Origin of the sequence: Streptomyces sp. NPDC006259 (genome assembly GCF_042870975.1) — a bacterium.
Taxonomy (GTDB): domain Bacteria; phylum Actinomycetota; class Actinomycetes; order Streptomycetales; family Streptomycetaceae; genus Streptomyces.
Window position 1 is genome coordinate 44,836 of record NZ_JBIAHY010000007.1, and the last position, 20,489, is coordinate 65,324.

Here is a 20,489-nt window from a genome sequence, read left to right on the forward strand (position 1 = left end):
GGGGTCCGTGGGGCGTCGTAACGTCGGGGGAGTCGCGTGACTAGCGGTGCTAGTTTTCAGGTTTCGGAGGGAATCATGTCGTCGTCCTCGGGGTCCGTACCGCCTCCTTTCGACCCGTCCGACCCGCTGGGGATCGACGATCTCCTGGACGACGAGGACCTCGCCGTACGGGAGACCGTGCGCAGGTGGGCCGGCGACCGGGTGCTGCCGTACGTCGCCGAGTGGTACGAGAACGGCGAGCTGCCCCGGATCCGGGAACTGGCCCGGGAGCTGGGCGGGATCGGCGCGCTCGGGATGTCCCTGACGGGATACGGGTGTGCCGGTGCCACCGCCGTGCAGTACGGGCTGGCCTGTCTGGAGCTGGAGGCCGCCGACTCCGGGATCCGCTCCCTCGTCTCCGTCCAGGGCTCCCTCGCCATGTACGCGATCCACCGGTTCGGCAGCGAGGAGCAGAAGAGGACCTGGCTGCCGCGCATGGCCGCCGGTGAGGTCATCGGCTGCTTCGGGCTGACCGAGCCCGACCACGGCTCGGACCCCGCGGGCATGCGGACCCACGCCAGGAGGGACGGCTCCGACTGGATCCTCGACGGGCGCAAGATGTGGATCACCAACGGCTCCGTCGCGGGCGTCGCCGTCGTCTGGGCGCAGACCGGGGACGGCATCCGGGGCTTCGTCGTGCCCACCGACACCCCCGGGTTCTCCGCGCCGGAGATCAAGCACAAGTGGTCCCTGCGGGCGAGCGTCACCAGCGAACTGGTGCTGGACGACGTGCGGCTGCCCGCCGACGCCGTACTGCCGGAGGTCGTCGGACTCAAGGGTCCGCTCAGCTGTCTCTCGCACGCCCGGTACGGAATCGTGTGGGGCGCCATGGGGGCGGCGCGGTCCTGCTTCGAGACCGCCGTCGACTACGCGAAGTCACGGGAGCAGTTCGGGCGGCCGATCGGCGGTTTCCAGCTCACCCAGGCCAAACTCGCCGACATGGCGGTCGAGCTGCACAAGGGGATTCTGCTCGCCCACCACCTGGGGCGGCGCATGGACGCCGGCCGCCTGCGTCCCGAGCAGGTCAGCTTCGGCAAGCTGAACAACGTACGGGAGGCGATCGAGATCTGCCGTACCGCGCGGACGATCCTCGGGGCCAACGGGATCTCCCTCGAATACCCCGTGATGCGGCACGCGACCAACCTCGAGTCGGTGCTCACCTACGAGGGCACCGTCGAGATGCACCAGCTCGTACTGGGCAAGGCGCTCACCGGACTCGACGCCTTCCGCTGACCCCCGGAGGGGGCGGGGCCGGCGAGCGGCCCTGCCTCAGCTCTGGTTGAAGAAGCCGTCCGCGCGGTGCGCGGCCGGGTCGCCGTTGACGATCTCGGTGTTGGAGGGGCTGAGCAGGAACACGCGGGTCGACACCCGCTCGATCGAACCACGCAGGCCGAAGATCAGCCCGGCCGCGAAGTCGACGACGCGCTTGGCGTCGGCGGCATCCATGGCCGTGAGGTTCATGATGACCGGGACGCCCTCGCGGAACAGCTCGCCGATCGCCCGCGCGTCCCGGAAGCTGTCCGGGGTCACGGTGCCGATCCGGCGGCCCTTCTCCTCGGCCGTGTCGGTGGCGACCTTCACCCGCGGGTCGGTGACCCAGGCGTCCCGGGAGTCGGTCTCCTCGGAGTAGTCGTCGTCGTAGTAACGCTCGTCATCGTTGTCGTCGACGAGGCCAAGCCAGGCACTTGCCTTGCGTACCGATCCCATGGACGCCTCCTCTCACAGCGGTCATTCTTGCTTTCCGCATTCCCCATGGTCGTCCATGATGCGGATGTCGCGCCAAGTGGATAGACGCCGCGCGGGGGGTTTGTGACGGTACTGGTGCACAGTCGATCCGTCGAGAGTCCAAGTGCCCCAAGGGTCGTGACCTACACGGCTGCTGACTGTGAGTGAAATATGATTCTTCACGGCGTACGGGTGAGCGGCGGAGCGGATGGGTGAACCGGGCGCGCCGTTCCCGCGTGACAATCGGTCGATACGATGCGGCAGCTCACGGCCGTGTCCACGGCCGTTCGATGTCGTGGGGACGGGCCGCTCGACGTCGCAATCGACGAGGATCACGGGGGATCGACATGTTCGGGATCGTCAGGCCGTGCCGGCACCGGCTCGGTGAAGGGCTCAAGACCCAGTGGATGGCGCACTTGTGCGGGCTCTGCCTCGCCCTGCGCCGCGACCACGGACAGTTCGCACGGATCGTCACCAACTACGACGGCCTGCTGGTCTCCGTTCTGACGGAGGCTCAGGCGGAGCGGGGCCGAGCGGGCCGGCGTACGGCAGGACCCTGTCCGTTGCGCGGCATGCGCTCCGCGTCCGTCGCCCAGGGTGAGGGGGCTCGGCTCGCGGCGGCCGTCTCGCTGGTGCTGGCCGCCGCCAAGGTGCGTGACCATGTCGCCGACGGGGACGGGCTGCTGGCACGCCGCCCGGTCGCCCTGGCCGCGCGCCGCGTCGCCACCAGCTGGGGGCGGGCGGGTGCGCGCGGCGGATCCGCCGTCGGCTTCGACACGGCGGTCCTGGTCGACGCCGTGGACCGGCAGGTCGGCATCGAGGCGCTCGCCGGGCCCGGCACACCGTTGCTGACCGTCACCGAACCGACCGAGACGGCCACCGCCGCGGCCTTCGCGCACACCGCGATCCTGGCCGGCCGGCCCGGCAACGCGCAGCCGCTCGCCGAGGCCGGCCGCCTCTTCGGCCGGCTCGCGCATCTCCTCGACGCCGTGGAGGACCGGGAGAGCGACGCGGCCTCGGGTGCCTGGAACCCGCTCACGGCCACCGGCACCTCCCTCACGGAGGCCCGGCGGCTCGCGGACGACGCCGTGCACGGAATCCGGCTGGCCCTGCGTGACGCCGAGTTCACCGACGCCAAGCTCGCGCATGTGCTGCTCGTGCACGAGTTGCGCACCTCTGTGGACCGGGCCTTCGGCACCGCCTCGTGCGGACACGCGCACGCGCCGGAGCAGTACGGGCCGCCGCCGGGCAACCCGTACGCCCCGACCGGCCCCGGCGGTCCGCCGCCGCCCCCCCGTCCGCCGCACCGCGACCGGCGCGGCCTCATCGCCGGATGCCTGGTGTGGGCGGGCCTCGCCTGCACGTGCCAGATGTGCTGCGGCACGTACGAGGACCCGTGGACCCGGGAACCCAAGGAGGGTCTGTGCCAGCGCTGCGAATGCGACGACTGCTGCGAGGGATGTGACTGCTGCGGGAACTGCTGCGACGGCTGCTGCTGTGACGGTTGCGGCTGCGACTGCTGAGCCGGCCCACTCCCGCGTCAGCCCGTCAGCCCGTCAGCCCTTCAGCTCCGGCGGGGAGATCTGCGACTTCTCGATCGCCGAGCCCGTGGTGCCCCACTTCTCGAGGATCCTGGCGTAGGTGCCGTCGGCGATGAGCCTGTCGACGGCCGCCTGGAAGGCGGGGGCCAGCTTCGTGCCCTTGTCGAAGGCGAAGCCGACGTCGAGGCGGTGGAACTCGTTGAGGAACTTCACGCCGTCCTGGTGGGCGACGGCGTAGCGCAGTCCGTTGATGGTGGACATCACGACGTCGCTGCGGCCCTGCTGGACCGACGACCAGATCGCGCCCTGTTCGCTGTACGTCTGCACCTTGTACGCCTTCTTCCCGGCGTCGGTGCAGACGTGCTTGTTGTCCTCCAGCGTCGCCTCGAACGTCGTGCCCGCGCCGGTGGCGATGGTCAGACCGCACAACTGACCGAGTTCGGTCACCTTGGTCAGGTCGCTGTCCTCGCGGGTGGCGAAGCCCTGACCGTCGTTGATGTAGGTGACGAAGTCGATGGTCTCGAGGCGCTCGGTGGTGACGCCGAAGTTGCCGATCCCGACGTCGTACTTGCCGCTGTCGAGGGCGGGCAGGATCGCTTCGAAACTCGCCTGCTCCGTCTTCAGCCGCAGGCCCAGCACCTTGGCGACGGCCTGGGCGAAGTCGACGTCCTGGCCGGCCAGTGTCCTGCCGTCGTCCAGGTAGCTGGTGCCCGGCGGGGTGCCGCCGACGCTGACCGCGACGGTCAGGCCGCTCACGCCGGAGGGCAGCAGGGCGGCCGCCTTCGCGTCCTTCGGGATCGCGGAGACGACGTCCTCGGTGGGGATCGCGTCGGGCTGGGCGGCCGCCCGGGCGGTGCCGCCCGACCCGGCGCCGTCCGAGCCGGAACCGCAGGCGGTGAGCAGCAGCGTCGCCGACGTGATCAGGGCGAACGGGATGAGGATGCGCCGGTGGGAGCGCGTGGGCGTACGCATCGTGTGCGGTCTCCAAGACAGCCGAAAAGGGGGAGGGAAGCGCGAACCGAGGGGAGGGGGCGCGGGTGAAGGCAGAGCCGGGGGGAGGGGAGAACGCGAAGGGGGTGCCCGGGAACCAGGGCACGCAGGGGGTCAGCTCAACAGGAAGAGGACCACACTCGACCGAAGTCGATGTGGGAGCGCGTGACCAGCCACTGCTGTGGATGCATGGGCCAAGTGGAACAGGCATCCGGTGGTGCGTCAACTGACGTGAGACGTACGGCTCACAGTGTGGACATCCTTGACAGCGAGGGGAAACGCCCCCGTAGTCTCGGTGGACGGCCCTGCTGAGGGGCTCGGCCGTACGGCGCCGCGCGGCGCATCGGTGTGAAGGCACCCAACCGTGTTCGACACGAAGTCACGGAGCCTTCGCATGTCCTCCGACACCCTCGCCAAAGCCTCCGCCGCACCGGGCATACCGGAGCACGCGGACACCCTGCGGATCGTCCCGCACCGCCGCATCGGACAGTGGGCGGCCGCCGTCGCCGTCCTCGTCCTGCTCGGCCTCGCCGTCAACTCCGTCCTGCGCAACGAGGCGTTCCGGTGGGACGTCGTCGCCGACTACTTCACCTCCGACTTCGTGCTGCGCGGCCTGTGGCTCACGCTCTGGCTGACGGCGGTGGTGATGGTGCTCGGCTTCGCGCTGGGCACGCTGCTCGCCGCGGGCCGGCTGTCCGCCAATCCCGTTCTGCGCTCGGTCAGTTGGGGATACGTCTGGCTGTTCCGTTCGATCCCGATCCTGGTGCAGCTGCTGCTGTGGTTCAACATCGGGGCGCTCTATCCCCAGCTGTTCGGCGTGAAGACGGTGAACCTGTTCACGCCCGTCGCCGTCGCGATCATCGGGCTCACCCTGCACGAGGCCGCGTACGCCGCCGAGGTGGTGCGCGGCGGGATCCTCTCCGTCGACCGCGGCCAGATCGAGGCCGCGCAGGCGCTCGGGCTCAGCCGGTGGCGCCGCTGGTGGCGGATCGTGCTGCCGCAGGCCATGCGCTCCATCGTGCCGCCGGCCGGGAACATGCTGATCGGCACCCTCAAGGGCACCTCCATCGTCAGCGTCATCGCCGTCCAGGACCTGCTGTTCTCGGTGCAGCTCGTGTACCACCGCACCTACCAGGTGATCCCGCTGCTGATGGTGGCCACCGTCTGGTACACGGTCGTCACCTCGCTGCTCGGCGTCGGCCAGTACTACGTGGAGAAGCACTACGCGCGCGGTTCGGAGCGCACCCGATGAGACGCTCCCTGGTGATCGTGGGGGCCGGACCGCGGGGGACCGGTCTCATCGAGCGCATCGCCGCCAACGCCCCCGAGCTGTACGACGGTTCAGGCCTCGACATCCATCTCGTCGACCCGCACCCGCCGGGCGCCGGACGCATCTGGCGGGCCGCGCAGTCACCACTGCTGTGGATGAACTCGCACGCCGAGGACGTCACCATGTTCACCGACGACACGGTGGACATGGCCGGACCCGTCCGTGAGGGACCCACCCTGCACGAGTGGGCCGGCATCGACGGCCGCACCTTCGCCGACCGGCAGCTCCAGGGCGGCTACCTGCGCTGGGTGCACGAGCGGGCGGTGGCCGAGCTGCCCCCGTCCGTCACCGTCCACCACCACGCGCGCCGCGCCCTGCGCGTCAGCGGGCCGCGCGCGGGCCGCCAGCAGGTGTGGCTGGAGGACCGCCCCCGACCGCTCCTCGCCGACCTGGTGGTCCTCGCCCTCGGCCATCTCGACGCCGAACTCGACGGCGAACAGCGGGCGCTGGCCGCGTACGCGAGCGAGCACGGCCTGGTCCACCTGCCGCCGGACTTCACCGCCGACAGCGACCTGTCCGCACTGCCGCCCGGCGAACCCGTCCTGGTCCGCGGCTTCGGCCTCGCCTTCGTCGACCTCATGGTGCTGCTCACCGAGGGCCGCGGCGGCCGGTACGAGGGCGACACCTACGTCCCCTCGGGGCGCGAGCCGGTGCTCCACGTCGGCTCGCGGCGCGGCGTGCCGTACCACGCGAAGATCGGGTACGACTGGAGCGGGGAGCGGCCGCCGCTGCCGAGGTTCCTCGGGCCCGCCCAGACCGCCGAACTGCTCGCCCGGCCGCACGGGTTCGACTTCCGGCGGGACGTGTGGCCGCTGGTGGAGAAGGAGCTGGGATTCGCCCACTACCACCGGCTGTTCACGGCCCACCCCGAGCGCACGGCGGTCGCCTGGACCGACTTCGAGGAGAAGTACGCCGCCGCCGGGGACGCCGCCGAGCGGGAGACCCTCGTGGTGTCCGCCGTGCCCGATCCGGGCGACCGGCTCGATCTGGCCGCGCTGGACCGGCCCCTGGACGGGGTGCGGTACGGGTCCGCCGAGGAGTTCCAGGAAGGCCTGCGGCAGTACGTCGAGGCCGACCTGAACCGTCGCCACGACCCTTCCCGCAGCCCCGACCTGGCCGTCTTCCTCGGTCTGCTGTCCGTCTACGGGCAGCTCGTGAGGCTCGGGGACATCGGGTCCTGGTGGCACGGCTTCTTCAGCTACCTGGCCTCCGGCCCGCCCGGACCCCGGCTGCGCCAACTGCTCGCGCTGTCCCGGGCCGGGGTGCTGCACTTCGTCGGCGCCGACATGGCCGTACGCGCCGAGGACGGGGTGTTCCGGGCGTCGAGTCCGACCGTGCCCGGGTTCTCGGTCGAGGCGCGGGCGCTGGTCGAGGCCCGGCTGCCGGAACCGACGGTCAGGCGCGCCCGCGACCCGCTGCTGCGCGAGCTGCACGAGGAGGGCGTCGCCGAGACGCCGGACGGGCTGCTGCGGGTGGACCGCCTCGACGGGCGGATCCTGGACCGCGACGGCGAGCCGCATCCCCGGCGCTTCGCGCTCGGGCCGCACACCGACGGGCGGACGCCGGGCGCGTTCACCCGGCCGCGCACGGGCGGACCCGCGTTCCGGCAGAACGACGCCACCGCGCGGGCCGTACTGGTCTTCCTGCGCGACCTGGGCTGTTCCGCCGTCGGCTGACCCCGCCCGTCAACCCGTCTTCGATCCGATTCGATCCGAGGGAAATCACACCATGAGCGTCATGGTCGACATCAGGTCGGTGCACAAGAGCTTCGGCTCGCTGGAGGTCCTCAAGGGCATCGACCTGTCGGTGCGCGCCGGCGAGGTCACCGTCGTCCTCGGCCCCTCCGGCTCCGGCAAGTCCACGCTGCTGCGCACCATCAACCATCTGGAGAAGGTGGACCGGGGCGTGATCAGCGTGGACGGCGTGCTCGTCGGCTACCGGAGGTCCGGCGACCGGCTGTACGAGCTGCCCGAGCGGGAGGTGCTGCGTCAGCGGACCCGGATCGGGTTCGTCTTCCAGAACTTCAACCTGTTCCCGCACCTCACCGTCCTGGACAACGTCATCGAGGCCCCGGTGTCCGCGCTGAAGCGGCCCCGCCGGGCGGCGGTGGAGTCGGCGCGCCGGCTGCTGGAGAGGGTGGGGCTCGCCGACAAGGCTGACGCCTACCCGGGGCAGCTGTCCGGCGGGCAGCAGCAGCGGGTCGCCATCGCGCGGGCGCTCGCACTGGAACCCGGACTGCTGCTGTTCGACGAGCCGACGTCCGCGCTCGATCCGGAGCTGGTGGGCGAGGTCCTCGACGTGATCCGGGACCTGGCGACCCAGGGCACGACGATGATCGTCGTCACGCACGAGATCGGCTTCGCCCGCGAGGTCGCCGACACGGTCGTGTTCATGGACGACGGCCGGATCGTCGAACAGGGGCCGCCGGCGGAGGTGCTGGGACGGCCGAGGGAAGAGCGGACGCGACTGTTCCTCTCCAAGGTGCTGTGAGGTGGGGTGCGGTGAGCAGGGGCGATGTGGACTGGGGCGCCGCGGGGCGGGGTTCCGCGGGGCGAGTTCCGTGAACCCGAGTTCAGTGAACCGGGGAACTCTGAAACGGGGTGCGGTGAGCCGCGGTGACGTGGGCCGGGGTCTCGCGGCGCGGGGCGCTGGCGGCGGGGGCTCCGCGAGGCGAGGTCTTGTGGGTGGCGAAGGCCTGGTGAGCCGGGGTTCCGCATGCCGGGGAAGGGGAGTGTGCCGATGACGTCATCGGCCGGGCGGGGCCTGCCACATCTGGCCGCCGCCGTCGACCAGCCGGGGGTGTACGACGTCGGCGCCTACGTCGAGTTGGTCCGGCTCGCCGAGAGCGGCGGGCTCGACTTCGTCACCCTGGGCGACGCTTTCGCGGGAGCGGGAGCGGGAGCGGGAGCGGGAGCGGGAGCGGGAGCTGGGGCTGGTCCTGGAGCCGGCGTCGGACTCGGAGCCGGACCCGGACCCGGACTTGGACTTGGACTTGGGCCCGGATCTGGACCCGGGCCCGCACCCGGAGTCGGATCCGGAGTCGGCCCCGGCGCCGGGGGCGGACTTGACGCGGTGGATGTGCTGTCGCGGGCGGCGCCGGCCACGCATCGCATCGGCCTGGTGCCCACGGTCACCGTCCCGCCCGCCGAGCCCCGCCCCGTCGAGGCCGCCGTCGCCGCCCTGGACCGGGTCAGCCGGGGCCGGGCCGGCTGGCGGACCGACGCGTCCGACGGCGAGGAGGTGCCCCACGGCCTCACCGGCCTCTTCCCGCGGGGGCACCCCGTGCGCGTGGTCGACGCCGACGCCGACGCGGGTCAGGCCCGCCGCACCGTCGCCCGGTACGCCGACGTCGTACTGACGCGGGTGACGAGCCGCGCGCAGGCGCGGTCGGTGCGTGAGCAACTTCGGTCCGAGGCGACCGAGTTCGGCCGGGACCCGGATTCGCTGCGGGTCCTGGCGGCGCTGGTGATCGACCTGGGCGACGGCGAGCACGCCGCAGAGCCCGGCCATGGCGGGGGCGGCCCCCGGCACAGCGCGCGCGGCCCCCTCTATCGGGGCGGCCCCGTCGACCTCGCCGACCTGATCGCCTCCTGGCACCAGGACGGTGCCGTCGACGGCTTCCACCTCATCCCCGTCGAACCGCGCCGGGACCTGGAGCGGTTGGTCAACGGCACGGTGGCGCTGCTCCAGCACCGAGGCCTGTTCCGCACCTTCTATCCGGGCGACACCCTCCGGGAGCACCTGGGCCTGGCCCGGCCGGTCGGGCAGTACGCGGGAGGGCCGACGTGACGGACCGGAGGGGCGACTTCCGGACATCTCGCGGCTTGGGTGGCCGACGGTGCGGGGTTGGCGCTCACGGCGGTGGTCCCGGGGTATCGACATCGGCCCGTACGAGCCGAGTTGGTCTGTACCGGGACGCTTCGCGCCGTACGGCGAACCCCGCTCCGGGCGGGCGGCCGGCGCCCGGCCCACCCGCGTGACGCAGGGCTCGACGGCCGAAAGGTGCCCTTGCGCCGACCGGTCGTTCGGCCGAATACTCCCCCTCAGCGATTGTCAGGGGCATGGTCTGTTCGGAATCCGGACATGCGACGACCCCCGACTGCGCCTCACGGGCCCCGACCCCACGCGGGCCCCCGATTTCCCCTGGGAGGGAACGAAACGTGAGGATCAAGCGCACCACCGCCACCAGCGGCATCACCAGACGCACTCGGCTGATCGCCGTCTCCACCGGTCTCGTGGCCGCCGCCGCCATCGCCATCCCCCACGCGAGTGCCGCGGACACCACCCCCTTCAGCGCCGCGGAACTCAAGAGCGCCGGCAGCTCGGTGCTCAAGGCCGACGTCCCGGGCACCGCCTGGGCGGTCGACAGCAAGACCAACCGGCTCGTGGTCACCGTCGACAGCACGGTGTCCCAGGCCGAGATCGCGAAGATCAAGGAGCAGGCCGGCGGCAACGCCGACGCCCTGACGATCAAGCGCACCGAGGGCAAGTTCCAGAAGTACATCCAAGGCGGCGACGCCATCTATGCGAGTAGCTGGCGCTGCTCCCTCGGCTTCAACGTCCGTGACAGCGCGGGCAACTACTACTTCCTGACCGCCGGTCACTGCACCGACGGCGCCGGCACGTGGTGGTCCAACTCGTCCCACACCACGACGCTCGGCACCACGGCGGGCTCCAGCTTCCCGACGAACGACTACGGCATCGTCCGGTACACCAACACCTCGGTCGCCAAGGCGGGCACCGCCGGCGGTGTGGACATCACCCGCGCGGCCAACCCGACCGTGGGCACCACCGTCTACCGCGACGGCTCGACCACCGGCACCCACAGCGGACGGGTCACCGCGCTCAACGCGACCGTCAACTACGGTGGCGGCGACGTGGTCTACGGCATGATCCAGACCAACGTCTGTGCCGAGGGCGGCGACTCCGGCGGCTCGCTCTACGGCAGCAACGGCGTGGCCTACGGCCTGACCTCCGGCGGCAGCGGCAACTGCACCTCCGGCGGCACGACGTTCTTCCAGCCCGTGGTGGAGGCGCTGAACGCGTACGGCGTCAGCGTGTTCTAACCCGGAGTGTTCCAGGAGTGAGCCCCCGCACGCGATCGGCGTGCGGGGGCTCACGTCTGTCCGTGTGGTTCGCGGGGACCCGGTGGACCTGGTGGAGACAGCGGTGCCGTGGACCCGGTGGTGCCGTGGACCTGGTGGACCCGGTGGTGCCGGTGGGCCCGGGTCGTCCCGGCGTTCGCGATCCCCAACTGCTCACGTCCTTCCCGGGTTGACCCCGTCCGGCCTCCGGGCCGGTCCGAGGGTGGTGAAGACGCGAAGGGCGCGCGGTGCCCACCCTGTGCGCGTCCTCGATCCGACCTTGTGTGCTCCCTGTGCGGTTCGGAAGAGTGAACGCTCGTCAACCCAGCCTTCCGGGCCGTGGCGGCCCCCACGGCCGTCCGGCCCGTCCCCCACAGGAGGACCCGAGTTGAAGCACCGACGCATATCCGGGCGGCGGGCCGTCGTGACGGGAGCGGGCATCGCCGCTCTCGTCGCGGCAGGAGTCACCTTCCAGACCGCGAACGCCAGCGAAACCCCGGACACCCCGCGACCCCGGCTCCTGTCCGCCCTCGCGGCGGGAGAGCTCGGCTCGACGCTCGGCGCGGACCTCGGCGCCGACGCGGCAGGCGTCTACTACGACGCGCGGAGCAGGAACCTCGTCGTGAACGTGCTCGACGAGGCCGCCGCGAAGACCGTCGAGGCGGCCGGCGCCGAGGCCAGACTCGTTCAGAACTCCCTCGCCGAGCTGGCGAGCGCCCGTACGACGCTCAAGAAGGACGCGGCCGTCCCGGGCACCGCCTGGGTGACGGACCCGACCACGAACAAGATCGTCGTCACGGCCGACCGCACGGTCTCCACCACCGAGTGGGCCAAGCTCGCCGAGGTCGTCGAGGGGCTCGGCGCCAAGGCCGAACTCCGCCGCGGCAAGGGCGAGTTCACCCCCTTCGTGGCGGGCGGCGACGCGATCAACGGCAGCGGCGGGCGCTGCTCGCTCGGCTTCAACGTGGTCAAGGGCGGCAAGCCGTACTTCCTGACCGCCGGCCACTGCACCGAGTCGATCTCGACCTGGTCGGACTCCTCCGGTGCCGAGATCGGCACCACCGAGACCTCCAGCTTCCCCGGCGACGACTACGGCCTGGTCAGGTACACGGCCGAGGTCGACCACCCGAGCGAGGTGAATCTCCACAACGGCTCCGCCCAGGCGATCACCGGCGCCGCCGAGGCCACCGTCGGCATGAAGGTCACCCGCAGCGGCTCGACGACCCAGGTGCACGACGGCACGGTCACCGGCCTGGACGCCACCGTGAACTACGGCAACGGCGACGTCGTCAACGGTCTCATCCAGACCGACGTCTGCGCCGAGCCCGGCGACAGCGGTGGCTCCCTCTTCTCGGGCGCCAGCGCGATCGGCCTCACCTCCGGCGGCAGCGGCGACTGCGCCTCGGGCGGGGAGACGTTCTTCCAGCCCGTGACGGAGGCGCTGTCGGCGACGGGCACCCGGATCGGCTGACGCACCCCGGCCGGCACCCCGGTCGGCGCCCCGGCGGCATCGGGCAGGCACCCCGACCGCCACCGGCCTGACACCCCGGCGGCATCGGGCAGGCACCCCGACCGCCACTGGGTCGAGACCCCCGGCCGGCACCCAGGCTGGCACCCCCGGCCGAGCCCCGACCGAGACCCGACCGAGACCCCGGTCGGCATCCGGTCGACACCTCGACCGCCACCGGCCCGACACCCCCGCCGACACCCCGACCGCCACCGTCGACCCCATCCCGAGGAAGGTCCCGCCCCGCGCGTGAAGGGCGGGACTTCCGCGTTTGCGCATGTGAGAGGCGGTGGGGAAGCAGGGGGAGGGTGGCGGGCAGGGGAGCGGGAGGCGGCCGGACGGTCGTCGTACACGTGTTCGGGATTTGGTCTATGGTGGGGGTGAGAGAGTTGGGAACAGATGTTCGATAGCCTGTTTCCGGGACCTGGCGCCCGGACCCGGCGGGCTCGGTCGGACTCGTGAGTGCGGGAGGTGCGTATGCCGGATTTCACGCATCTGCACACCGTCTCCGGATACTCCCTGCGGTACGGCGCCTCGCACCCGGAGCGGCTCGCCGAGCGCGCCTTCGAGCGGGGCATGGACGCCCTCGCCCTCACCGACCGTGACACCCTCGCCGGTACGGTCCGCTTCGCCAAGGCCTGTGCGAAGGCGGGCGTACGTCCGCTGTTCGGGGTGGACCTGGCGGTGACGGCCCCCGAGCCGGTGCGCAAGGAGAGGCGCCGCACCCCGGTCCGCGGAGGCGCCTTCGTCGACGAGTCGGCCCCCCGTGTCACCTTTCTCGCCCGGGACGGCGCCCAGGGCTGGGCCGATCTGTGCCGGCTCGTCACCGCCGCCCACACGGCACCGGACACACCCCTGCTGAGCTGGGAGGACAACCATGGCGACGGTCTGACCGTGCTGCTCGGACCCGGCTCCGACGTCGGCCGCGCCCTCGCCGCGGGCCGGCCGGACCGCGCGGCCGGTCTCCTCGCCCCCTGGCGGGAGGCCTACGGTGACGCCCTGCGTCTGGAGGCCGTCTGGCACGGCCGGACGGGCACCGGACCCGGCTCCCTGCGCCTTGCCGCCCGTACCGTCGGATTCGCCGCCGAACAGCGGATCCGCCCGGTGCTCAGCAACGCCGTCCGGTACGCCGACCCCGGTCAGGGGCCGGTCGCCGACGTCCTGGACGCCGCCCGCCTCCTGGTGCCCATCGACCCGGCCAAGGAGATGGACTCCGGTGAGGCCTGGCTGAAGGGCGCGGACGCCATGCTGCGGGCCGCCGAGCGGATCGTGGAGGCCGCGGGCTTCCGGCGGGACACCGCCCACCGGCTGCTGGAACAGACCCGGGCGACGGCCGCCGAGTGCCTGGTCGACCCGGAGGACGACCTGGGTATCGGCACCGTCCACTTCCCCGAACCCCACCTGGTCGGCGCCGGCCGCCGTACCGCGCAGCGGACGCTGGCCTCGCGGGCGACGGCGGGGATGGTCCGGCGGGGATACGCCGGCCGGCGCGACTACTGGGAGCGGATGCACCACGAGCTGGACATCATCGCCCACCACGGGTTCGCCTCCTATTTCCTGACGGTCGCCCAGGTGGTGGACGACGTACGGGACATGGGTGTCCGGGTGGCCGCACGCGGCTCCGGCGCGGGCTCGCTGGTCAACCACCTCCTGGGGATCGCCCACGCCGATCCGGTCGAGCACGGACTGCTGATGGAACGCTTCCTGTCCAGGGAACGGGTGGTGCTGCCCGACATCGACATCGACGTGGAGTCCGCGCGCCGGCTGGAGGTCTACCGCGCGATCATCGGCCGGTTCGGCACCGAGCGGGTCGCGACGGTCGCGATGCCGGAGACGTACCGGGTCCGCCACGCGATCAGGGACGTCGGCGCGGCCCTGTCCATGGACCCGGCCGAGATCGACCGCGTCGCCAAGGCCTTCCCGCACATCAGGGCGCGGGACGCCCGCGCGGCCCTGGCCGAGCTGCCCGAGCTGAAGCCGCTCGCGGCGGAGCGGGAGAAGTACGGCAAGCTGTGGGAGCTGGTCGAGGCCCTCGACGCCCTTCCGCGCGGAATCGCCATGCACCCCTGCGGGGTCCTGCTCTCCGACGCCTCCCTCCTCTCCCGTACGCCGGTCGTGCCGACCAGCGGCGAGGGGTTCCCGATGGCACAGTTCGACAAGGACGACGTCGAGGATCTCGGGCTGCTCAAGCTGGACGTGCTCGGGGTGCGGATGCAGTCGGCGATGGCCCACGCGGTCGCGGAGGTGGAGCGCGCGACGGGGGAGCGGATCGACCTGGACGCGGTGGACCCCGGCGACCCGGCGACGTACCGGCTGATCCGCTCCGCCGAGACGCTGGGCTGCTTCCAGATCGAGTCGCCGGGGCAGCGCGATCTGGTCGGGCGGCTCCAGCCGGCCACCTTCCACGACCTGGTCGTCGACATCTCGCTGTTCCGGCCGGGGCCGGTCGCCGCCGACATGGTGCGGCCGTTCATCGAGGCACGGCACGGGCGGGCGCCCGTCCGCTACCCGCACCCGGATCTGGCGGAGCCGCTGAAGGGGACGTACGGGGTCGTCGTGTTCCACGAGCAGATCATCGACATCGTGGCGATCCTGACCGGCTGTGGGCGCGGCGAGGCCGACCGGATCCGGCGCGGGCTGTCCGACCCGGAGTCGCAGGGGCGGATCAAGGCGTGGTTCGGGCAGCGGGCGGCGGCGAACGGCTATGACGCGGAAACGATTCGGCGGACCTGGGAGATCGTCGAGGCCTTCGGGTCCTACGGCTTCTGCAAGGCGCACGCGGTCGCCTTCGCCGTACCGACGTACCAGTCGGCCTGGCTGAAGGCGCACCACCCGGCCGCCTTCTACGCCGGGCTGCTCACGCACGACCCCGGGATGTACCCGAAGCGGCTGCTGCTGGCGGACGCGCGGCGGCGGGGGGTGCCGATCCTGCCGTTGGACGTGAACCGGTCGGGCGTCGCCCACCGTATCGAACTGGTGTCTGAATCACCGTCGGCTGTCCGGGGTCTGCGGCTCGCCCTCCGCGATGTGCACGGCATCAGCGAGGCCGAGGCGAAGCGGATCGCGGACGGACAGCCGTACGCCTCACTGCTCGACTTCTGGGAACGGGCGCGCCCCAGCCGTCCGCTCGCGCAACGCCTGGCCCAGGTCGGCGCGTTGGACGCCTTCGGCGCCAACCGGCGTGACCTGCAACTGCATCTGGCCGAGCTGCACCGGGGCGCGCGGGGCGGGGGCGGTGGCCAGCTCCCGCTGGCGGGAGGCCGCGAGACCGCCCCGGCCGGACTGCCCGACCTGTCCTCGGCGGAGCGGCTCAGCGCCGAGCTGGGGGTGCTGTCGATGGACGCCTCACGCAATCTGATGGACGACCACCGGGAGTTCCTGGACGAGCTGGGCGTGGTGTCGGCGCGGCGGCTGCGCCAGGCGCGGCACGGCGAGACGGTGCTGGTCGCGGGCGCCAAGGCGGCCACCCAGACCCCGCCGATCCGCTCCGGCAAGCGGGTCATCTTCTCCACCCTCGACGACGGCACCGGACTGGTCGACCTCGCCTTCTTCGACGACTCCCACGACGCCTGCGCCCACACCGTCTTCCACTCCTGGCTGCTGCTGGTACGCGGAGTGGTGCAGCGCCGCGGACCGCACAGCCTCAGCGTGGTGGGCGCCGCCGCCTGGAACCTCGCCGAACTCGCCGAAGTCCGCGCCGAGGGAGGCCTGGACGAGGTCGCGGCGCGGCTGGCCGCTCCGACCGGCCCTCACTCGACGCCCGGCGACGGCAGCGGCGACGGCGGCGACGGCGGCGGCGACGACCGCGACGGTCCGGCACGCAGGCGGCTCGCCGGTTCGGACGGGCTGCCCGCGCCGGCCGGCTCCGCCGCCCAGGACGCGATGGAGCGGCGGCGCATCCGCATGTCCACGGGGTACGAGATGCACCCCTGGTCCGATCTGCGCCCCGCGGGCGAAGGCCCGGCGGTGGGAAGGAAGTTGTGGCACCAGAGTCCGGGGAGTGCGGGATGACCATCCTCTGCGTACGTTTCCAGCTGCCTCCGATGTACGAGGCGGCCCTGCCGGGGCTGCTCGGGCTCCTGGAGGAGTTCAGCCCCGTCGTCGAGGCGCTGCCGCCGGACGGGGCGCTGGTCGACCTGCGGGGCGCCGAACGGTACTTCGGGCGTGGCGCCGTCGAGCTGGCGTCCGTGATCCGGGTGCGCTCGCTCGCCCTGTACGGGGTCGACTGCGTGATCGGCGCCGGGCCGGGCCCGATGCTGGCCCGCATGGCCCTGCGGGCCGCCCGGCCGGGAGTGACCTGCGCCGTGACCGAGGACGGGACGCGGGAGTTCCTCGCCGGGAAGCCCGTCGCCTCGCTCCCCGGCGTCGGCCCCGCCACCGCCCGCACCCTGTGCGAGTACGGCCTCGACACCCTCGGCCGGGTCGCCGCCGCGCCGCTCTCCACGCTTCAGCGCCTGGCCGGCGCGAGGACGGGCCGCGAACTCCACGAGAAGGCGAACGGCGTCGACCGCGGCCGGGTCGTCCGCAACGCCGTTTCCAGCTCCCTCGCCGCCGAACGCGCCTTCGAGCGCGACGAGCTGGACCCGCACCGGCACCGCAGGGCGCTGCTGTCGGCCGCCGAGGAACTGGGCTCCCGGCTGCGGGCCGTGGAGAAGGTCTGCCGCTCCCTGACCCTCACCGTCCGCTACGCCGACCTCGTCCGCCCCCGAACAGGCTCCAGCGGGAGGACCCCCGTCTCCACCACCCGCACCCGCACCCTCGGGGAGCCGACCGCGCACTCGGCGGACCTGACGAGGACCGCGTACACCCTGTACGAGGCCCTCGGCCTCCAACGCGCCCGCGTCCGCGCGATCGCCCTGCGCGCCGAGGGCCTCACCTCCGCCGAAGAGGCCTCCCACCAGCTCTCCTTCGACCCCGTCGACGAGAAGGCCCGCCGCCTGGAGGAGGTCGCCGACCGCGCGCGGGCGAAGTTCGGCCCGCGGGCGGTGATGCCGGGGGCGCTGGCGGCGTGAGAGGGCTCGCGCGGCAGGGTCTGGCGGCTCCGCGGCTCCGCGGCTCCGCGGCTCCGCGGCTCCGCGGCCGCGCGGCAGGGGCGAGGCCGCGGGCGGGCCGGTCCGCTCCGAGCTGTTCGCCGCCGGGATCAGTTCGCCCACGGAGGAGTGATCAGGGTCCCGTCGGCCAGTTCCGCCGTCAGGCCGACGGAGGTGGTGACCCAGGTGATCGCGGTGTGATCCGTCGGGTTCTCGACCCGCAGGGTCGACCCGGCGTTGACGATCACGGTGTCGCCCGCGCCGACCCGCTCGGTACGGCCGTCGAGCGTGAGGGCCAGTTCGCCGACGAGGACGTGGAGGATCTCCTCCCGGCTGACCGTGTGCGCGGGAGCCCTCGTGCCCGGCGGGATCTCGCCCCGCCAGGCGGCCAGCTCCTTGCTGCCGGAGGCGGGGGTGGCGTACGAGACGAAGCGGGCGCCGTGGATCTCGTGGGTCACGGCGTCGGAGGAGCGGACGAACGGCATGGGTGTCTCCTGACGAAATTGGTCAAGCTGCTTGACTAGTCCGGCTGCTTTTATGGTCAAGCAGCTTGACTAAAACGTCAAGGGTGTTTCAATGCGGACGTGCAGAAATCCGACGCCCTCGCCCTGACCGCCACCCTGCTCGCCGCGGCCGGTGACCTCACGCGACGCATCAACGACGGCGTGGAGGCGCGCGGGTTCGAGGGGCGGCCCGCCTACGGCTTCGCCTTCACCCGGCTCGCCCCGGACGGGGCGACCGTCACCGAGCTGGCCGCGCACCTGGGGGTGACCAAGCAGGCGGCCAGTCAGCTCGTCGACGAACTGGTCCGCAAGGGGTACGTCGAGCGGCGGCCGCATCCCACGGACGCGCGGGCCCGGCTGGTCGTCCTCACCGGGCGCGGCTGGGAGTGCACCCGCGCCGCGGAGGAGGCCGCGGCCGACGCCGTGCGCGCGTGGGCGGAGATCCTCGGGGAGGGTGAAGTCCGCGTGTTGTGCGACCGTTTGGCGCGAATCGCCCCCTACGGTCCCCTCAGGCCCTCCTGGTGATCCGGCGTCAGGTGCCCCCGTCGTCGTCGACCGCCTCAGGAAGTTTTTACCGACGCGTAACTTCACGCCTCGGCTACTCGCCCGTAACTTGACGAGTGAACAGCATCCTCGTGATCCGGATCACCAGGCGTAAGGCCGTCGAACCTCCCTTGAGCCGCAAGGAGATCACGCGATGCCGCCCTGGAAGCGCCTGCTCGGACCACTCGCCGCCCTGCTGCTGGCGACCGCGGCCACCGCCGTCCCGGCCGCGACCGCCGCCCACGCCGCCACCGCTCAGAGCGGAGCAGCCCCCCACTCGAGCGAAGTCGCGGGACGAGGAGGCTGGAACGACTACAGCTGCCGGCCCTCCGCCGCACACCCCCGCCCCGTCGTCCTCGTCCACGGCACCTTCGGCAACTCCGTCGACAACTGGCTCGGCCTCGCGCCGTACCTGGAACACCGCGGATACTGCGTCTTCTCCCTCGACTACGGCCAACTGCCGGGCGTCCCCTTCTTCCACGCCCTCGGCCCCATCGAGAAGTCGGCCGAACAACTGTCCGCCTACGTCGACAAGGTGCTCGCCGCGACCGGCGCCACCGAGGCCGACCTCGTCGGCCACTCCCAGGGCGGCATGATGCCCCGCTACTACCTCAGGTTCCTCGGCGGAGCCCCCAAGGTGAACGCCCTCGTCGGCATCGCCCCCAACAACCACGGCGCCACCCTCGGCGGGCTCACCCACCTGCTGCCCTTCTTCCCCGGCGCCGAGGAACTCCTCACCGCCGCCACCCCCGCCCTCGGCCAGCAGCTCGTCGGCTCCGACTTCATGAAGAAGCTGAACGAGGGCGGCGACACCGTCCCCGGCGTCCGCTACACGGTCATCGCCACCCGCTACGACGAGGTGGTGACGCCGCACCGGACGCAGTTCCTGAGCGGGGCGAACGTCAGGAACATCCTCATCCAGGACTTGTGCCCGCTCGACCTGTCCGAGCACGCGCTGATCGCTCTCACCGACCGGATCGCCTTCCACGAGGTGGCCAACGCGCTCGACCCGGCCCACGCCACCACGACCACCTGCGCCTCCGCCCTCAGCTGACGGAGGCGGTCCCGCCGGGGTGACGGAGGCGGTCCCGCCCGGGGCCCGGCCGGCCTGAGCCGCCGGTCGGGCCCCGGAGTCCGTCGGATCAGCGGCCGCCCCGGCCGCCGCCCACCGCGCGCCGCCGCACCGACGCGAACAGCACCCCCGCCCCCAGCGCCAGCACGGCCGCCCCGCCGACCGCGAGGTACCCCGTGCCGGCGTCGCCGCCGGTCTCGGCGAGGCTCTCCCCGGCCCCGGCCACGGCCCCGGCCACTGCCGTCCTCGGCTCGTCGGCCCCGGCGGCGGAGGGCTTCGACGACGGGGCCGACGACGGGTCCGTCGTGGTGGCGGGGTCGTCGTCGCCGTGCCCGTGGTGCTCGATCGTCGACTTGTCGGCACCGTCCTCGATCTGCTCCTCCGACGGCGCGGACGGGGCCGGCCCGGACTCGGACGGCGAGGACGGTGCCGGGGCCGAGCCGCCGGTCGAACCGCCCGCCGCCCCGCCGAAGGTGACGTCCGAGCAGGAGTAGAACGCCTCGGGGCTGTCCGAGCGCTGCCACACCGCGTACAGCACATGCCGCCCCGAACGCTCGGGCAGCGAGCCGGAGAACGAAGAGAAGCCGCCGGCCGCGACCGGGTCGGTGGCCGTCGCCACCGGATGCTCCAGATCCAGGTCGGCCCAGGCCAGCGGCCGCGTCGGGTCGTAGCCCTCCTTGGTGACGTACACCGTGAAGGTGCCCTTGTGCGGGGCGGTCACCCGGTAGGCGAACGGGTACGACCCGCCGCGCACGCTCGTCGCCGGCCAGTCCCCGCGAGCCAGGTCGAGGCCCGCGAACTCGGCGTTGCCCGCGCTGCACAGCTTTCCGTCCGGGATCAACTCCCGGTGCCGGCCGCCGGCGTCACCGATACGGATGCCGTTCCAGTCGTACAGCGCCTGCGTCCCGCCCGCCGCGACGGCGGCCGCGCAGGCGTCCGACCCGGGGCTCTCGGGGCCTTCCGCGTAGCACTGCGCGACGCGGCTCACCGGGTCGCCCATCGATCCGTGCGCGGCCGCCGGGCTCGCGGACAGCGCGGTCATGGCCAGCGGGGCCAGACCCAGGGCGACGGCGGCGGCCTTGCGGCGTGCGGGCATGGGGGATCTCCTCGGAACCGGTGCTGATG

Annotated in this window: 15 protein-coding genes and 2 pseudogenes; 13 read left to right on the plus strand and 4 right to left on the minus strand. The window is 72.5% G+C overall.

What is annotated here, in order from left to right; translation table 11 throughout:
* Nucleotides 1–75 precede the first annotated feature (75 nt).
* Nucleotides 76–1,272, plus strand: a complete 1,197-nt coding sequence (locus tag ACFYO5_RS27935; protein WP_356563561.1) for an acyl-CoA dehydrogenase family protein — start codon at nt 76–78, stop codon at nt 1,270–1,272.
* Between the two features lie 36 nt (nt 1,273–1,308).
* Here the strand turns inward: ACFYO5_RS27935 and ACFYO5_RS27940 are convergent, their stop codons facing one another.
* Nucleotides 1,309–1,746 carry a cell division protein SepF gene (locus ACFYO5_RS27940; RefSeq protein ID WP_356563559.1) on the minus strand — a complete coding sequence of 146 codons (438 nt, stop codon included), beginning with the start codon at nt 1,744–1,746 and terminating at the stop codon, nt 1,309–1,311.
* 365 nt (nt 1,747–2,111) lie between these two features.
* Here ACFYO5_RS27940 and ACFYO5_RS27945 point away from each other — a divergent pair, with 365 nt between their 5' ends.
* A complete protein-coding gene (locus ACFYO5_RS27945; RefSeq protein ID WP_388713802.1) occupies nt 2,112–3,287 on the plus strand; it encodes a DUF5685 family protein in 1,176 nt (391 codons plus the stop codon).
* A 33-nt stretch (nt 3,288–3,320) separates the two neighbouring features.
* On the opposite strand, the gene ACFYO5_RS27950 is transcribed toward ACFYO5_RS27945, so the two are convergent.
* Nucleotides 3,321–4,277 (minus strand): ABC transporter substrate-binding protein, encoded by a 957-nt coding sequence (locus tag ACFYO5_RS27950; protein WP_388713805.1) that lies wholly within the window; start codon nt 4,275–4,277, stop codon nt 3,321–3,323.
* 412 nt (nt 4,278–4,689) lie between these two features.
* On the opposite strand from ACFYO5_RS27950, the gene ACFYO5_RS27955 reads away from it, so the two are divergent.
* The 9 genes and pseudogenes from ACFYO5_RS27955 (at nt 4,690) to ACFYO5_RS27995 (ending at nt 17,228) form a co-directional block, all read left to right on the plus strand.
* Nucleotides 4,690–5,547: an amino acid ABC transporter permease gene (locus ACFYO5_RS27955; RefSeq protein WP_388713808.1), complete on the plus strand. Its 858-nt coding sequence runs from the start codon at nt 4,690–4,692 to the stop codon at nt 5,545–5,547.
* Complete coding sequence (locus ACFYO5_RS27960) at nt 5,544–7,301, plus strand: FAD/NAD(P)-binding protein (protein ID WP_388713811.1); 1,758 nt, start codon at nt 5,544–5,546, stop codon at nt 7,299–7,301. Before ACFYO5_RS27955 ends, ACFYO5_RS27960 begins: the two co-directional genes overlap by 4 nt.
* A gap of 52 nt (nt 7,302–7,353) precedes the next feature.
* Complete coding sequence (locus ACFYO5_RS27965) at nt 7,354–8,115, plus strand: amino acid ABC transporter ATP-binding protein (RefSeq protein ID WP_356563550.1); 762 nt, start codon at nt 7,354–7,356, stop codon at nt 8,113–8,115.
* A gap of 249 nt (nt 8,116–8,364) precedes the next feature.
* A pseudogene (locus ACFYO5_RS27970) lies at nt 8,365–8,511 on the plus strand (FMNH2-dependent monooxygenase); the annotation flags it as partial.
* 120 nt (nt 8,512–8,631) lie between these two features.
* A pseudogene (locus tag ACFYO5_RS27975) lies at nt 8,632–9,414 on the plus strand (FMNH2-dependent monooxygenase); the annotation flags it as partial.
* 371 nt (nt 9,415–9,785) lie between these two features.
* Complete coding sequence (locus ACFYO5_RS27980; protein ID WP_356563546.1) at nt 9,786–10,691, plus strand: S1 family peptidase; 906 nt, start codon at nt 9,786–9,788, stop codon at nt 10,689–10,691.
* Nucleotides 10,692–11,097: 406 nt separating this feature from the next.
* The gene (locus ACFYO5_RS27985) at nt 11,098–12,180 is read left to right on the plus strand and encodes a S1 family peptidase (protein ID WP_388713814.1); all 1,083 of its coding nucleotides are present in this window, start codon (nt 11,098–11,100) and stop codon (nt 12,178–12,180) included.
* 513 nt (nt 12,181–12,693) lie between these two features.
* Nucleotides 12,694–16,227 (plus strand): DNA polymerase III subunit alpha, encoded by a 3,534-nt coding sequence (locus tag ACFYO5_RS27990; RefSeq protein WP_388713817.1) that lies wholly within the window; start codon nt 12,694–12,696, stop codon nt 16,225–16,227.
* Nucleotides 16,224–17,228 (plus strand): hypothetical protein, encoded by a 1,005-nt coding sequence (locus ACFYO5_RS27995; RefSeq protein ID WP_388713820.1) that lies wholly within the window; start codon nt 16,224–16,226, stop codon nt 17,226–17,228. Before ACFYO5_RS27990 ends, ACFYO5_RS27995 begins: the two co-directional genes overlap by 4 nt.
* 128 nt (nt 17,229–17,356) lie before the next feature.
* On the opposite strand, the gene ACFYO5_RS28000 is transcribed toward ACFYO5_RS27995, so the two are convergent.
* Nucleotides 17,357–17,731, minus strand: coding sequence for a cupin domain-containing protein (locus tag ACFYO5_RS28000; protein WP_388713823.1), 375 nt, complete (start codon nt 17,729–17,731; stop codon nt 17,357–17,359).
* A 99-nt stretch (nt 17,732–17,830) separates the two neighbouring features.
* Between ACFYO5_RS28000 and ACFYO5_RS28005 the strand changes: the two genes are divergently transcribed.
* Together ACFYO5_RS28005 and ACFYO5_RS28010 are read left to right on the plus strand one after the other, a co-directional pair.
* Nucleotides 17,831–18,274, plus strand: coding sequence for a MarR family winged helix-turn-helix transcriptional regulator (locus tag ACFYO5_RS28005; RefSeq protein WP_356563538.1), 444 nt, complete (start codon nt 17,831–17,833; stop codon nt 18,272–18,274).
* A gap of 172 nt (nt 18,275–18,446) precedes the next feature.
* Nucleotides 18,447–19,346, plus strand: a complete 900-nt coding sequence (locus ACFYO5_RS28010) for an esterase/lipase family protein (RefSeq protein WP_388713826.1) — start codon at nt 18,447–18,449, stop codon at nt 19,344–19,346.
* Nucleotides 19,347–19,434: 88 nt separating this feature from the next.
* Here the strand turns inward: ACFYO5_RS28010 and ACFYO5_RS28015 are convergent, their stop codons facing one another.
* Complete coding sequence (locus tag ACFYO5_RS28015; RefSeq protein WP_388713829.1) at nt 19,435–20,460, minus strand: lytic polysaccharide monooxygenase; 1,026 nt, start codon at nt 20,458–20,460, stop codon at nt 19,435–19,437.
* Between the last annotated feature and the right edge of the window lie 29 nt (nt 20,461–20,489).